The following is a 14731-nucleotide window of genomic DNA, read 5'->3' on the forward strand; positions in this document are numbered from 1 at the left end:
TAGGGAAAGTGCCGCCGTCAAACAGCCCTCGAATGGGCCACCGAGAGAAAGCTGCGGTCTGCGAGTAGGGGTACGGCCCGCTTCTGCGGCGCCCGTCTCCGAGGCGCCCCTCCGCGGCCCGCCGGTCGCGGCTCAGTCCCACCCCTGCTGCTCCGCCGCCGCGAACAGGGCGAACGCGAACACGATCAGGGCGATGCCCGCATAGACCCCGTGCCGCGCAGGGGCCCTCGCACCTCACCACACGGGCGCCCGGGGAGTGACCCGGGCCTCGCCGCCGCCCTCGATCTCCGCCAGCCGCACCGGCCGCCGCTCCCGCCGGGACACCTCGCACGCCTCGGCGATGCGCAGCGCCTGCAGCGCCTCGTGCCCGTCGCAGGGATTGGCCCGTTCGCCGCGCACCACCTCGACGAAGGCACACAGCTCGGCCTCGTAGGCGGGGCCGAACCGCTCCAGGAACCCCGCCCAGGGCTTGTCGGCGGGCGGCGGCCCGGTCGGCTCAATCGAGGCGACGGGCGTACGGTCGTCCAGCCCCACCACGACCGTGTCCAGCTCCCCGGCCAGCTCCATCCGGACGTCGTAGCCCGCGCCGTTCAGCCGGGTCGCCGTCGCCGTGGCCAGCGTGCCGTCGTCCAGCGTGAGCACGGCAGCCCCCGTGTCGACGTCGCCGGCCTCCCGGAACATCGCGGGACCGGCGTCCGACCCGGTCGCATACACATCGACCACCTCGCGTCCGGTCACCCAGCGCAGCGCGTCGAAATCGTGGATCAGGGTGTCCCGGAACAGCCCGCCCGACAGCGGCAGCCACTCGGGCGGGGGAGGGGACTGGTCGGCGGTCATGGCCCGCACCGTGTGCAGCCGCCCGAGCCGCCGTGAGCGCACGGCCTCCCGCGCGCCGGCGTACCCCGCGTCGAACCGCCGCTGGAAGCCCATCTGCAAGGCCGTGCCGGCCGCGTCGACCTCCGCGAGCGCGTGCAGTGTGCCCGGCAGGTCGAGGGCGATGGGCTTCTCGCAGAAGACGGGCAGCGCGGAGCGGGCCGCGCGGCCGATCAGTTCGGCGTGGGCCGAGGTCGCCGTGGTGATCACCACGGCGTCCACTCCCCACGTGAAGATCTCGTCCACTCCGGGTGCCGCCGTCTCGCCCAGACGGTGCGCCAGATCCTGGGCCCGCGCCGGGTCCGCGTCCGTGAGGATCAGCGAACCGACCTCGCGATGACGGCTGAGCGTGTTCGCATGGATGGTGCCGATGCGGCCCGTACCGATGACCCCGATGCGCATGGAATCAAACTGAGGGCCGACCCCGGGCGCTGTCAATCCGTATGTCCGGACAACCGAACCTCACGACTTCCCGTCAACCGGCCACGGAGCTACGCTCGGCCCGTGCCGAAACCAGAAGTGGACCCGACCGCAGCGCTCGATCTCAGCGTGGACCGCAGTTCGCCGGTCCCGTTGTACTTCCAGCTGTCCCAACAGCTGGAGGCGGCGATCGAGCACGGAGCGCTCACGCCCGGCAGCCTGCTCGGCAACGAGATCGAGCTGGCCGGACGGCTCGGCCTGTCCCGTCCCACCGTCCGCCAGGCCATCCAGTCCCTCGTCGACAAGGGGCTGCTCGTGCGCCGCCGCGGGGTCGGCACCCAGGTCGTGCACAGCCAGGTCAAACGCCCGCTGGAGCTGAGCAGCCTCTACGACGATCTGGAGGCGGCCGGCCAGCGGCCCGCGACCTCCGTCGTCGTCAACACCGTCGTCGCGGCGTCCGCCGAGGTGGCGGCGGCGCTCGGGGTGGCCGAGGGCAGCGAGGTGCAGCGCATCGAGCGGCTGCGGCTGGCCCACGGCGAGCCGATGGCGTACCTGGTCAACCATCTGCCGCCCGGCCTGCTCGACCTGGACACCGCCCAGCTGGAGGCCACGGGCCTGTACCGGCTGATGCGCGCCGCCGGGATCACCCTGCACAGCGCCCGGCAGTCCATCGGGGCCCGGGGCGCCGCGGCGGCCGAGGCGGAGCGGCTCGGCGAGGCCGAGGGCGCCCCGCTGCTCACCATGCAGCGCACCACCTTCGACGACACCGGACGCGCGGTCGAGTTCGGCGACCACATCTACCGCCCGTCCCGCTACTCCTTCGAGTTCCAGCTGCTCGTACGCCCCTGACGGGCCGACGTACCGCTCCTACGGCCTTGCCCGGCCCGAACGGCGGCTCGTACCGCTCCGGAGTGCAGTTCGTACGGCCTGGGCGGCGGCCCGTACGGCTGGGGCGGGCGACTCGTATGGCCTGGTTGGCAGACCGTACGGCTCGGGCGGGCGACTCGTAGGGCTGGGGCAGCGACTCGTACGGCCTGGGAGGCAGCCCGTACGGCCTGGGCGGGCAACTCGTAGGGCCCGGCGGGCAGTTCGTGCGAGCCCGGACGGCATGGCCCGGCCGCCCGCCCCGTCGCGGCGGCCCTCCCGCACTCCCGGCCGGACGGCCGGATTCGTCGCAATGTCCGGACAATCGGACCGGTCGGCCCCTCCCCGCCGCGGAACCCGTGATTCCCGTGTCCGACAATAGGACGTTTGGGGCTGCCGGCCCGATCACCGGCGGCCCCTCGCGTACGTCAGAGCACGGCAAGCAGAGCACGGCAAGCAGAGCACGGCAAGAAGGGCACGGCCTCGTGGCACGGTTTCGGACCTGGGTAGGCATCGCGGTGGCGGGGGCGCTGGGCGCGACCCTCGCCGGGTGCAGCAGCACCGGCGGCAAACGGGCCGAGGACGCCCGCGAGGCCGCGGCGGCCCAGGGCAGGACGGCGGTGGACACCCCCCGCTGGACCTTCGCGATGATCACCCACTCGGGTGACGGCGACACGTTCTGGGACATCGTGCAGAACGGCGCCAAACAGGCCGCCGCCAAGGACAACATCGACTTCCTGTACTCGCACGACGACGAGGCCCAGCAGCAGGCGCAGCTCGTGGACGCGGCCGTCGACAAGAAGGTCGACGGGATCATCGTCAGCCTGGCCAAGCCCGACGCGCTGAAGTCGGCCCTGGCCCGCGCCGAGAAGGCCGGCATCCCGGTGATCACGGTCAACTCGGGCTCGGCGAAGTCCAAGGCGTTCGGCGCCCTCGCGCACATCGGGCAGGACGAGAGCGTGGCCGGCGAGGCCGTCGGCGAGGAGCTGAACGAGCGCGGCCGCAAGAAGGTCCTGTGCATCCTGCACGAGCAGGGCAACGTCGGCCACGAGCAGCGCTGCGCCGGCGTCGCCGAGACCTTCCGCGGCTCGGTCGACAACCTCTACGTCAACGGCACCAACATGCCCGACGTGCAGTCCGCGATCGGGGCCCGGCTCCAGGCCGACACGTCCGTCGACGCCGTAGTCACGCTGGGCGCGCCCTACGCGGACACCGCGGCCAAGGCACGGTCGGACACGGGCAGCAAGGCCGAGATCGACACCTTCGACCTCAATGCCAAGGTCGTCGCCGGGCTGCAGGACGGCAGCCTCGGATTCGCGGTCGACCAGCAGCCCTGGCTCCAGGGCTACGAGGCCGTCGACCTGCTGTGGGCGTACAAGTACAACGGCGATGTCCTCGGCGGCGGCCGGCCGGTGCTGACCGGGCCGCAGATCGTCACCAAGGACGAGGCGGCGAAGCTGACGGATTACACGAAGCGGGGCACCCGATGAGCGCGCTGCCGACCTCCTCTGATGAAAGGATTCTGCGGACCTCGCCGCTGCGCGGCCTGCTGGGCCGCCCCGAACTGGGCTCCGTGGTCGGCGCGCTCGCCGTCTTCCTGTTCTTCGCCGTCGCCGCCGACGGGTTCCTGCGCGCGACCAGTCTGAGCACGGTCCTGTACGCGTCCTCGACGATCGGCATCATGGCGGTCCCCGTCGCGCTCCTGATGATCGGCGGCGAGTTCGACCTGTCCGCCGGGGTCATGGTGACGTCCTCCGCCCTGATCTCGTCGATGTTCAGCTATCAGATGACGGCGAACGTCTGGGTCGGTGCCGGTGTCTCCCTCCTCGCCACACTCGCGATCGGCTTCTTCAACGGCTTCGTGCTCACCCGCACCCGGCTGCCCAGCTTCATCGTCACGCTGGGCACCTTCCTGATGCTGACCGGCATGAACCTCGGCTTCACCAAGCTGATCGACGGCACCGTCTCGACCAAGACCATCGCCGACATGGAGGGCTTTCCGGCCGCCCGCGCCCTGTTCGCCTCGACGCTGACCCTCGGCGGCGTCGACTTCAAGATCACCATCGTGTGGTGGCTGGCCCTGGTCGCCGTCGCCTCCTGGATCCTGCTGCGCACCCGCGCCGGCAACTGGATCTTCGCGGTGGGCGGCAACAAGGACGCGGCCCGTGCCGTCGGCGTCCCCGTCGAGAAGACCAGGATCGGCCTCTACATGGGCGTGGCCTTCGGCGCCTGGATCTCCGGCCAGCACCTGCTCTTCTCGTACGACGTCGTCCAGTCCGGGGAGGGCGTCGGCAACGAGTTGATCTACATCATCGCGGCCGTCATCGGCGGCTGCCTCATCACCGGCGGATACGGCAGCGCGATCGGCGCGGCGGTCGGCGCGCTCCTGTTCGGCATGACGAGCAAGGGCATCGTCTTCGCCGAGTGGAACCCCGACTGGTTCAAGTTCTTCCTCGGAGCCATGCTGCTCCTCGCGACCCTGCTCAACGCCTGGGTCCGCAAGCGCGCGGAGGCCACCCCATGACCCGGAACAAGACGCGCACGCCCCTCGTGGAGCTGTCCGACGTCAGCAAGCACTACGGCAACGTCCGCGCCCTGGAGGGCGTCTCGCTGGAGGTCCACCCCGGCGAGGTCACATGCGTCCTCGGCGACAACGGCGCGGGCAAGTCGACCCTGATCAAGATCGTCGCGGGCCTGCACGGGCACGACGGCGGAACCCTGCGCATCGAGGGCGAGGAGACACGCCTCGCCTCCCCACGCGACGCCCTGGACCGCGGCATCGCCACGGTCTACCAGGACCTCGCCGTGGTCGGCCTGATGCCGGTGTGGCGCAACTTCTTCCTCGGCTCGGAGCCGCGGACCGGCTTCGGCCCGTTCAAACGCCTGGACGTCGACCTGATGCGCCGCACCACCCACGCCGAACTGCTGCGCATGGGCATCGACCTGAGGGACGTCGACCAGCCGATCGGAACGCTGTCCGGTGGTGAACGCCAGTGTGTGGCGATCGCACGGGCGGTGTACTTCGGCGCCAAGGTCCTGGTCCTGGACGAACCGACCGCCGCACTGGGGGTGAAGCAGTCCGGTGTGGTCCTCAAATATGTGGCGGCAGCACGTGACCAGGGTCTGGGTGTCATCTTGATCACCCATAACCCGCACCACGCGTATCTGGTGGGGGACCGGTTCGTGCTGCTGCGGCGCGGCACCATGGTGGGCCACCACACACGGGACGAGATCACCCTGGACGAGCTGACCGGTCAGATGGCGGGCGGAGCCGACCTGGAGGCCCTGCGCCACGAACTGCGGCGTGGTTGAGCCACCGGGCCCCATCAGGTCCCCGTACCGCACCCGCCCCGCGGTGAGGCAGAATCGGCCCTGATGAGCACCTACCGCGACCTCACGGCCCCCATCGGCTCCCGCAGAGCCCCCGTCCTGCGCACGGTCGGCACGCGAGAACGCCGGTCCCACCTGACCGCCCCCCGGGTGCCCACCGTGGGCATCGACATCGGCGGCACGAAGGTCATGGCGGGCGTCGTCGACGCCGACGGCAACATCCTGGAGCGGCTGCGCACGGAGACCCCGGACAAGTCCAAGAGTCCCAAGGTCGTCGAGGACACGATCGTCGAACTGGTCCTCGATCTGTCCGACCGGCACGACGTGCACGCGGTGGGTATCGGCGCGGCGGGCTGGGTCGACGCCGACCGCAACCGCGTGCTGTTCGCCCCCCACCTGTCCTGGCGCAACGAGCCGCTGCGCGACCGGCTGGCCGGCCGGCTCGCCGTGCCCGTCCTGGTCGACAACGACGCCAACTCCGCCGCCTGGGCCGAGTGGCGCTTCGGCGCCGGCCGCGGCGAGGACCACCTCGTCATGATCACGCTGGGCACCGGCATCGGCGGCGCCATCCTGGAGGACGGCCAGGTCAAGCGGGGTAAATACGGTGTCGCGGGCGAGTTCGGCCATATGCAGGTCGTGCCCGGCGGCCACCGCTGCCCGTGCGGCAACCGCGGCTGCTGGGAGCAGTACAGCTCGGGCAACGCGCTGGTCCGCGAGGCCAGGGAACTCGCCGCCGCCGACTCCCCGGTGGCGTACGGGATCATCGAGCACGTCAAGGGCAACATCGGCGACATCACCGGCCCGATGATCACCGAACTGGCCCGCGAGGGCGACGCGATGTGCGTCGAACTGCTCCAGGACATCGGCCAGTGGCTGGGCGTCGGCATCGCCAACCTGGCGGCCGCCCTCGACCCGTCCTGCTTCGTGATCGGCGGCGGTGTATCGGCCGCCGACGACCTGCTGATCGGCCCCGCCCGTGACGCCTTCAAACGCCATCTCACCGGCCGCGGCTACCGCCCCGAGGCCCGCATCACCCGCGCCCAGCTCGGCCCCGAGGCCGGCATGGTCGGCGCCGCCGACCTCGCCCGGCTGGTCGCCCGCCGCTTCCGCCGGGCCAAGCGCCGCCGGGTGGAGCGTTACGAACGCTACGAACGGTACGCGGAGGCCCGCCGCCCCCGGGACACCGCATGACCGCTTCCCTGCCGCGCCAGCCCGAGCCGCCCGACACGCAGGAACGGCCCGCCGAGAGTCCGGGCCGCAAGGCCCGCCGCCGGGCGCTCACCCTGCTGATCATCGGGCTGCTCATCGGCGTACCGGCCGGCTATCTGGTGATCTCCGCCGCCCAGAGCCGCGACAGCGGCAAGGCCAAGGAGGCGAAGTACTCGGCGACCGGTCTCAGCGCGGGCTGGCCGTCGAAGGTGCAGCGCCGGCTCTACCAGGTGAACGTCCCGCACCCGGCGGACCAGGTCGCCTACTACGAGACCAACAACTGGAAGACCAGCAGGCTCTACGTCCAGTTCCGCACCACCGACGCGGGACTCGACAGCTATCTGCAGGCGCTCGGCATGCAGCGGGACGACCTGAAGCCCGACGAACTCCCCATCAGCGGCCGCGACCAGAAGATCACCGGCTGGGACTTCACGGGCCCCGGCACGTGGTCGGGCTTCACCCGCAAGCAGAAGAACCCGGCGCCCAGCCAGGACGTGATCGTGAACATGTCCGACCCGACCTACCCGATGGTCTACGTCGTCTCGCGCACAGTGCCCTGACGACCCCGGCGACCTTCCCGTTCCCGTGGCCGCCGGGGCCGACTGTCAGACCCCGCCCGTACAGTCGAAGACGTCTGGTCCGACGCACGGGCGGGAGGTGGCAGGACGTATGAGCGACACGGCCGCGGTGGCCGAGCGAACCGGGGGACCCGGACGGAGCGAGGGTCCCGTCCCGGTGCGGCTCGCCGCCGTCTACCTTCCCGCGCCGCTCCCGCGCGAGGGCCGGATCGCCTTCTGGGACCCCGACGGCGGCCCTCTGCCCACGGCGCCCGCGGCGACCCAGCCGCACCCGGCCGCCGACCACCGGCGGCCGGCGGGCCCACGCCACGACGAGCCGACCTTGGTGCGCCGCGACGAGCCGACTCTCGTGGGCCATGACGAGCTGACCGTCGTACGACCGCACGGCGCGAGCGTGCGCCGCCGGACGGTACCCGCGCTGACCCTGCCGCTCGACGTGGCCCTCCCGCTGCTCGTGCGGGCCCGCCACCATCCGGCCGCTCACCCGGCGACGGCCTGCTGGGGCGCGGCGGCCCTGCACGCGCTGCGGCTCGCCGCCCGCGGCCGGCTGCTGCCCGGCCTGACCCCCGCCGGGCACGACGCCTGGCGGGCCGGCCCCCTGGAGCCCGACGACATCGCCCACCTGCGCGCCGTCGCCGCCGCCCTCCCCGCCGAGGGCCACGCCGTGCCGCTGCCCGGCCCCGGCCCGCTCCGGCTGCCCGAGCCCGAAGCGCTGGTGCGCTCCTTCCTGGACGCGGTCGCCGACACGCTGCCCCGCACCCCGGCCGCCCCCTACGCCTCCGGCGGCCCCTTCGCCGCCCGGGAACCCCACCTGCTGCCCGACGCCCACGACTGGGCGGCGGAGGTCGCCGCGGGCATGGACGCGGGCGTGCGGATCTCGCTCCGCCTCGACCTGTCGGCGTACGACCTCTTCGACACCGGCCCCGGCGGCGACGGCACCCGCGGCGCGGGCGCCGCGATCGTCCAGGTGCACAGCCTCGCCGACCCCACCCTGGTGGCCGACGCCGCCGCCCTGAGGGCGGGGGAGGCCGATACGGCGTTCGGGCCACGCGCGCGCGTGGACGCGGCCCTCGCCGTCCGCCGCGCGGCCCGCGTATGGCCGCCCCTGGACCGGCTCGCCGAACAGGACGTGCCCGACGTACTCGCCCTGTCCGAGGGGGAACTGGGCGACCTCCTCGGCGTGGCGGCCACCCGGCTCGCGGCGGCCGGGGTCGCCGTGCACTGGCCCCGGGACCTGGCGCAGGACCTGACCGCCACCGCGGTGGTGCGCTCCGCGCCCGGCTCGGCCACCGACGGCACCGGCTTCTTCGAGAGCGAGGAACTGCTCCAGTTCCGCTGGCAGTTGGCCCTCGGCGGCGATCCGCTCAGCGAGACCGAGATGGACGCGCTCGCCGAGGCGCACCGCCCCGTCGTCCGGCTCCGCGACAGCTGGGTGCTCGTCGACCCCGCGCTGGTCCGCAAGGCCCGCAAGCGCGAACTGGGCCTGCTCGACCCGGTCGACGCGCTGTCCGTGGCGCTCACCGGCACCGCGGAGGTCGACGGGGAGAGCGTCGAGGCGGTGCCGGTCGGCGCGCTGGCGGCACTCCGCGACCGCCTCACGGCCGGGATCCGCCCCGCCCGGCCGCCCGCCGGACTGCACGCCACCCTGCGCGACTACCAACTGCGCGGGCTGGCCTGGCTCGACCTGATGACCTCCCTGGGCCTCGGCGGCTGCCTCGCCGACGACATGGGCCTCGGCAAGACGATCACGGTCATCGCGCTGCATCTGAAGCGGGCCCGTGACCAACCCACCCTCGTGATCTGTCCCGCCTCCCTGCTCGGCAACTGGCAGCGGGAGATCGCCCGGTTCGCGCCCGGTGTCCCGGTCCGCCGCTTCCACGGACCGGACCGCACCCTCGACGGCCTGGCCGGCGGCTTCGTCCTCACCACGTACGGCACCCTGCGCTCGACCGCGCCCCGCCTCGCCGAACAGCCGTGGGGCATGGTCGTCGCGGACGAGGCACAGCACGTCAAGAACCCGTACTCGGCCACGGCCAAGGCCCTGCGCACCGTCCCGACGGCCGCGCGCGTCGCCCTCACCGGCACCCCGGTCGAGAACAACCTGTCCGAACTGTGGGCACTGCTCGACTGGACGACGCCCGGACTCCTCGGTCCGCTGAAGTCCTTCCGCGCCCGGCACGCGCGCGCGGTGGAGAACGGCGAGGACCAGGAGGCGGTGGACCGGCTGGCCCGTCTGGTCCGGCCCTTCCTGCTGCGCCGCAAGAAGTCCGACCCCGGCATCGTCCCCGAACTGCCGCCCAAGACGGAGACGGACCATCCGGTGCCGCTCACCCGGGAACAGGCCGCGCTGTACGAGGCGGTGGTGCGTGAGTCGATGCTCGCCATCGAGACGGCGGAGGGCATCGCCCGCCGCGGCCTGGTTCTCAAGCTGCTCGGCGCGCTCAAACAGATCTGCGACCATCCCGCGCTGTACCTGAAGGAGCCGCCGCCCGGCGACCGCCTGGCCGCGCGCTCCGGCAAACTGGCCCTGCTCGACGAGCTGTTGGACACCTTGCTGGCCGAGGACGGCTCGGCCCTCGTCTTCACCCAGTACGTCGGGATGGCCCGGCTGATCACCGCCCACCTGGGCGCCCGCGCGGTCCCCGTGGACCTCCTGCACGGCGGCACACCGGTACCGGAGCGCGAACGTATGGTGGACCGGTTCCAGAGCGGGGCGACCCCGGTCCTCGTGCTCTCCCTCAAGGCCGCCGGCACCGGCCTGAACCTCACGCGCGCGGGCCATGTCGTCCACTTCGACCGCTGGTGGAACCCGGCCGTCGAGGAACAGGCCACCGACCGCGCCTACCGCATCGGGCAGACCCAGCCGGTGCAGGTCCACCGCCTGGTCACCGAAGGCACGGTCGAGGACCGCATCGCCCGGATGCTGGAGGCCAAGCGCGCCCTGGCGGACGCGATCCTCGGCTCCGGTGAATCGGCACTCACGGAGCTGACGGATCGTGAGCTGTCCGACCTGGTGTCACTACGGAGGACGTCATGACGGCCGACCGGGAACGCCCCGCCGACATCGCCCGCCGCGCCCTGCGAGCCGCACGGGAGCGGTCCGGCGACGGCGCACCCCAGCGCCCGGCTCCCGGCCCGGCGGGGGAAGAACCGCGCGGCACGGCTGCGGAAGAGGCGCAGACGCTCTCGCGGGGGACGGCACGCGGGGCGGCTTCGGGAGCGGCCCGGACGCCGGCGCGAGCGGTGCCTTCGGAGGCGGCGGGGACGCCCTCGCGAGCGGCGTCTGCCGAGGTGGTGGAGGGGCCGGCGCGAGCGGCGTCTGCCGAGGCGGCGGAGCGGCCGGCGCGCGGGAGCGCCATGCGTGCGGCGGAGCAGCGTCCGCGCGCGGCTGCTGCGAAGGCGACGGAGGACGTGCCGCGCGGAGCCGCTTTCGGTGCCGGCGCGGCGCCTTGCGGCACCGACGGCGGGGGCGACCCTCCCGCGCGGCGGCCGAGGCCCGGCGACGCGGCCCGGGCCGCGATCAGGCCGGCCGCGTCCGCGGACCGTGACGGGCGCGGTGACCGGCGGGCGGACGAGGGCGACGGCGTCATCGGGGCGGCGGTGCGACGGGACGACCCCGACGGGGCGCGCTCCGCCACGGACGACGTGCCGGACACGGCCCCGTCTCCCGCCGGCGAAGCCACCCCGGACACCGGTCGTCCGGCCGGCCCTCACGCCCGGTCCGCGGGCCGCCCCGCGGACGCGGCCCGGCACGCCCTTCGAGCGGCCCGCCGGGAACCACGCGGGATCGGCGAACAGCCCCGGCCGTCCGCACCACCGCCCGCCGCGCACCCCGCTCCGGCACCATCCGGCACCCCCGCCACCGATCACACCGTGACCGATCAGGGAACCCGGACGGGTCCGCCCCGCCTTCCCCGGACCATGGCCACCCCGCACCGCGACGGTGAACTGCGCCGCACCTTCCCGGCGTTTCCCGGCCGGACGCCATCGGACGGCCCGGACGCGCCCTTCGCCGCCACCTGGTGGGGCCATGCCTGGATCGAGGCTCTGGAGCGGGGCACGCTGGATGCCAAGCGGCTGGCGCGCGGCCGAGGGTACGCCGAACAGGGGCACGTGGACGCGATCACCGTGACACCGGGACTCGTGCTGGCCTATGTGCGGGGCAGCCGACCGCGACCCTACCGGGTGCAGGTGCGCTTGCGCACGTTCGACGAGGCGGACTGGGAGCGGTTCCTCGACGCCGCCGCCGAACAACCCGGCCGCATCGCCGCGCTGCTCGACCGGCAACTGCCCGTGTCCCTCGCCGAGGCCGGAGCCGCGCTGCTGCCCGGCGCCGGCGACCTCGCCCCGCGATGCAGCTGCCCCGACTCGGGCCACCCCTGCAAGCACGCCGCCGCCCTCTGCTACCAGACGGCACGGCTGCTGGACGCCGACCCCTTCGTCCTGCTCCTGCTGCGCGGCCGTGGCGAACGCCAACTGCTCGACGCGCTGTCCCGCCGCAGCGCCACCGCCGCGGCCCGCGCCGCGCAGGACCGGCAGCCGCGCCCGCTGCCCGGCGTACGGGCCGCCGAGGCCCTGGCCGCGCGCGAACTCCCCCCGCTCCCGGCGCCGTTGCCGCCGCCCGCGCACCCCGAGCAGCCCCCGGTCTACCCGGCGGCGCCGGGCGGCCCCGACCCCTTCGTCCTGGACCAGCTGGCGACGGACGCCGCCGCCCGCGCGCACGCGCTGCTGTCCACCGGGCGGGACACGGTCGGCGAGCTGACGCTGTGGCAGGACGCGGTGCGGCTGGCCGCGGCCCGCCCCGGTTCCGGCCTGACCGCCGCCGCCCGCGCGCTCTACTCCGCGCTGGCAGCCGCCGCGGGCCGCACCCCCGCCGAGCTGGCGCGCGCGGTCGCGGCCTGGCGGCAGGGCGGACGGGACGGGCTCGCGACCCTGGAGGAGCCCTGGGACCCGCCGGCGGGCCGCTTCGACCGGGCCCGGCCGCTGCTGCTCGCCGCCGACCTGCCCGCGTTCCGCCCCTGGCGCAACCACCTCACCCACCCGCAGGGCCAGGTCCAACTCCGCCTGGGCCGGGACGGCCTGTGGTACGCCTACGAAGCGGAACCGGGCCACGATGACTGGTGGCCCCGCGGCACCCCAGACCCTGACCCCGTCGGCGCCCTGACCGGCCTGGGCACCCCACACGCCAGCTGACCCCACCACCCCACTGCCGCCCTGGGCGCCCGCTGTCGCGCCGGGGCGGCCGGCTGACGCTGCCGCCCCGGAGCGCCCTCCTGTGCGCCCACTGTCGCCTTGCGTGCGAGGTGTTGTTCCGCGGCAGCGTCGGGCCCGGATTCCGTCGGCGCCTGATCGCTTTGGGCATCCCGTACGCCGACTGACCCTGGCGCGCCCGATCCCGACGGGGCCCGCCCGCTGCCGCCCCGGAGCGCCCTCCTGCGCGCCCACTGCCGCCCCGCCCTCCCGCTGCCACCCCCACGCGCCCACTGCCGCCCCCACACACCCCCCGAATGCCGCCGGTCGCACCGTCGGACGGCGATCAGGAGCCGCGGGAGGGCCGCCGCCCGGCCGTGCTGCGCGCCCACTGTCGCCCGCCCTTCCGCTCCTGCCCCCCTCCCGATGCCGCCCCGAGCGCCTGCTGTCGGCCCGCGGCACCTGGTGTCGGCCCGCGGCACCTGGTGTTGTGAGGCCGGGCCTGGTGTGGATCCGCGTCCCGGAAGCGGTCCAGGTCACCCCGGCGGGTTTCTGAGGCGGGGTGCCGACGGTCGGCTCCATCAGTTTCTCCCCCGCGCCGATTCCGTCGGATTACCCGTCGGCCCGGCCCGCGGCCTCGTACCATGGGCCGGGTGATCAGCAGCCGACGCCGCCCCGCCGCACCGCGGTTCCGCGCGCTCGCGTCCCCTCGCTGTTGTTGTTGATCGTCATCGTCTGAACGGCCCTTTCCCCACGGCCCGTTCCGCGCCCCGAGCGACCTCCCCGAACGCGTCCTTGCCGAGCCCCGTGCCGATCCGGGCCGTGGCCCGTTCGTCCCGGTCGAGTCGCCGCCGTCCGCGTACCGCCCCCGTCCGCGTACCGCCCCCGCCCGAAAGGCAGGCCCGTACCCATGCGCACCCCCGAATCCGCCCGTGAATCCGCCTACGACCGGCGCAGGCTGCGCCAGTGGCTCGCCGGTGAGGCCCGTGCCGACGGGGTCTCCCGGCGCGACATGCTCCGTCTCGTGGCGGCGGCCGGGCTCGCCGCCACGGCCGCGCCCACCGCCCTCGCCACGCCCGCGACGGCCGCCGCCGGCATCGTCAAACCCCTCCCCGAGGCGTGGTTCACCGTGCGCGGCACCAACGCCGAGACCAGGTTCGCCGCCCTCGCGGGCACCGGCTACCACACCCCCGTCGACCACTTCTTCGTCCGCAACCACACCTCCACCCCCGTCCTGGACGCCGCCGAGTGGACCCTCACCGTCCGGGGCGACGGCCTCGTCCACCGCCGGACCGTCGAGTTCTCCCTCGACGACCTCAAGCGGCTGCCCAAAGTCACCCGCACCGCCTTCGTGGAGTGCGCGGGCAACGGGCGCAGCCTGTTCACCAGCCAGCAGGGCGACACCGTCGCCGGCACGGCCTGGACGCTCGGCGCGATCGGGACGGCCCGCTGGACCGGTGTCCGGCTCGCCGACGTCCTGCGCCGGGCCGGGCTCGGCCCTCACGCGGTCGACGTCATGCCACGCGGCCTCGATCCCGACTACGTCACGGCCGACGGCACCGACCTCGGCCCGGTGCGGCGCCCGCTGCCGCTGTCCAAGGCGCTCGACGACGTGCTGCTCGCCTACGAGATGAACGGCGAACCGCTGCCGTACGATCACGGCCACCCCGTGCGGGTCCTGGTGCCCTCCTGGATCGGCATCGCCTCGATCAAGTGGGTCGGCGACATCGAGGTGTCGGCGCAGCCGCTGTACTCGCCCTGGAACACCGACTTCTACCGGCTGTTCGGCGACGCGTACCCGGAGGGCGGCAGCGCGCCGCTGACCCGGCAGACCGTCAAGAGCGCCTGGGAGCTGGAGTGGGACGCGAGCCTTGATGCCACCGAGCACCGGCTCACGGGGCGCTCCTGGTCCGGGGCCGGCGGCATCGTCCGGGTCGATGTCAGCACCGACGGCGGCGCGACCTGGCGGCGGGCCCGGCTGCACGACGCGCCGCGCCGGGCCGGCTGGGTCCGCTGGTCCACCGACTGGCGTCCGCCGGCCCCGGGCGCGTACGCCCTGCTGGCCCGCGCTACCGACTCCGCGGGCCGCACCCAGCCCGGCGCCACGACGCCCAACACACAGGGCTACCTCTTCGACGCGGTGGTCCGGCACCCGGTGAAGGTGGTGTGACGCGTCCTCTCATCGAAGGGGTGACCATTCATCAGATAATCACCACAAAGGGCTAACTCCCCGTCAAGCCCTTTGTTTTCAAGGAACTTGACATGTC

At 73.8% G+C, this 14731-nt stretch carries 10 protein-coding genes; 9 read left to right on the top strand and 1 reads right to left on the bottom strand.

Annotated features, from left to right (window positions below):
- Window positions 1–234: 234 nt before the first annotated feature.
- Window positions 235–1275: a Gfo/Idh/MocA family oxidoreductase gene (locus ACFYTE_RS08300; RefSeq protein WP_388706540.1), complete on the bottom strand. Its 1041-nt coding sequence runs from the start codon at window positions 1273–1275 to the stop codon at window positions 235–237.
- A 117-nt stretch (window positions 1276–1392) separates the two neighbouring features.
- Here ACFYTE_RS08300 and ACFYTE_RS08305 point away from each other — a divergent pair, with 117 nt between their 5' ends.
- The 9 genes from ACFYTE_RS08305 (at window position 1393) to ACFYTE_RS08345 (ending at window position 14634) form a co-directional block, all read left to right on the top strand.
- Complete coding sequence (locus ACFYTE_RS08305; RefSeq protein ID WP_388706805.1) at window positions 1393–2142, top strand: GntR family transcriptional regulator; 750 nt, start codon at window positions 1393–1395, stop codon at window positions 2140–2142.
- A 500-nt stretch (window positions 2143–2642) separates the two neighbouring features.
- Window positions 2643–3647, top strand: coding sequence for a sugar ABC transporter substrate-binding protein (locus ACFYTE_RS08310; RefSeq protein WP_388706542.1), 1005 nt, complete (start codon window positions 2643–2645; stop codon window positions 3645–3647).
- On the top strand, window positions 3644–4681 hold the full coding sequence (locus ACFYTE_RS08315) for an ABC transporter permease (RefSeq protein ID WP_388706545.1): 1038 nt from the start codon (window positions 3644–3646) through the stop codon (window positions 4679–4681). The genes ACFYTE_RS08310 and ACFYTE_RS08315 overlap by 4 nt, the downstream gene beginning before the upstream one ends.
- Window positions 4678–5469: an ATP-binding cassette domain-containing protein gene (locus ACFYTE_RS08320; RefSeq protein ID WP_388706548.1), complete on the top strand. Its 792-nt coding sequence runs from the start codon at window positions 4678–4680 to the stop codon at window positions 5467–5469. The genes ACFYTE_RS08315 and ACFYTE_RS08320 overlap by 4 nt, the downstream gene beginning before the upstream one ends.
- Window positions 5470–5532: 63 nt before the next feature.
- Entirely contained in the window at window positions 5533–6678 is a 1146-nt protein-coding gene (locus tag ACFYTE_RS08325; protein ID WP_388706551.1) for an ROK family glucokinase, read from the top strand.
- Window positions 6675–7256 carry a sugar kinase gene (locus ACFYTE_RS08330; protein WP_388706553.1) on the top strand — a complete coding sequence of 194 codons (582 nt, stop codon included), beginning with the start codon at window positions 6675–6677 and terminating at the stop codon, window positions 7254–7256. Before ACFYTE_RS08325 ends, ACFYTE_RS08330 begins: the two co-directional genes overlap by 4 nt.
- A gap of 109 nt (window positions 7257–7365) precedes the next feature.
- A complete protein-coding gene (locus ACFYTE_RS08335; protein ID WP_388706555.1) occupies window positions 7366–10311 on the top strand; it encodes an SNF2-related protein in 2946 nt (981 codons plus the stop codon).
- The gene (locus ACFYTE_RS08340; RefSeq protein ID WP_388706559.1) at window positions 10308–12467 is read left to right on the top strand and encodes an SWIM zinc finger family protein; all 2160 of its coding nucleotides are present in this window, start codon (window positions 10308–10310) and stop codon (window positions 12465–12467) included. The genes ACFYTE_RS08335 and ACFYTE_RS08340 overlap by 4 nt, the downstream gene beginning before the upstream one ends.
- A gap of 907 nt (window positions 12468–13374) precedes the next feature.
- The gene (locus tag ACFYTE_RS08345; protein WP_388706562.1) at window positions 13375–14634 is read left to right on the top strand and encodes a sulfite oxidase; all 1260 of its coding nucleotides are present in this window, start codon (window positions 13375–13377) and stop codon (window positions 14632–14634) included.
- The last annotated feature ends 97 nt before the right edge of the window (window positions 14635–14731 follow it).

This window comes from Streptomyces sp. NPDC004629 (genome assembly GCF_042873595.1).
Taxonomy (GTDB): domain Bacteria; phylum Actinomycetota; class Actinomycetes; order Streptomycetales; family Streptomycetaceae; genus Streptomyces.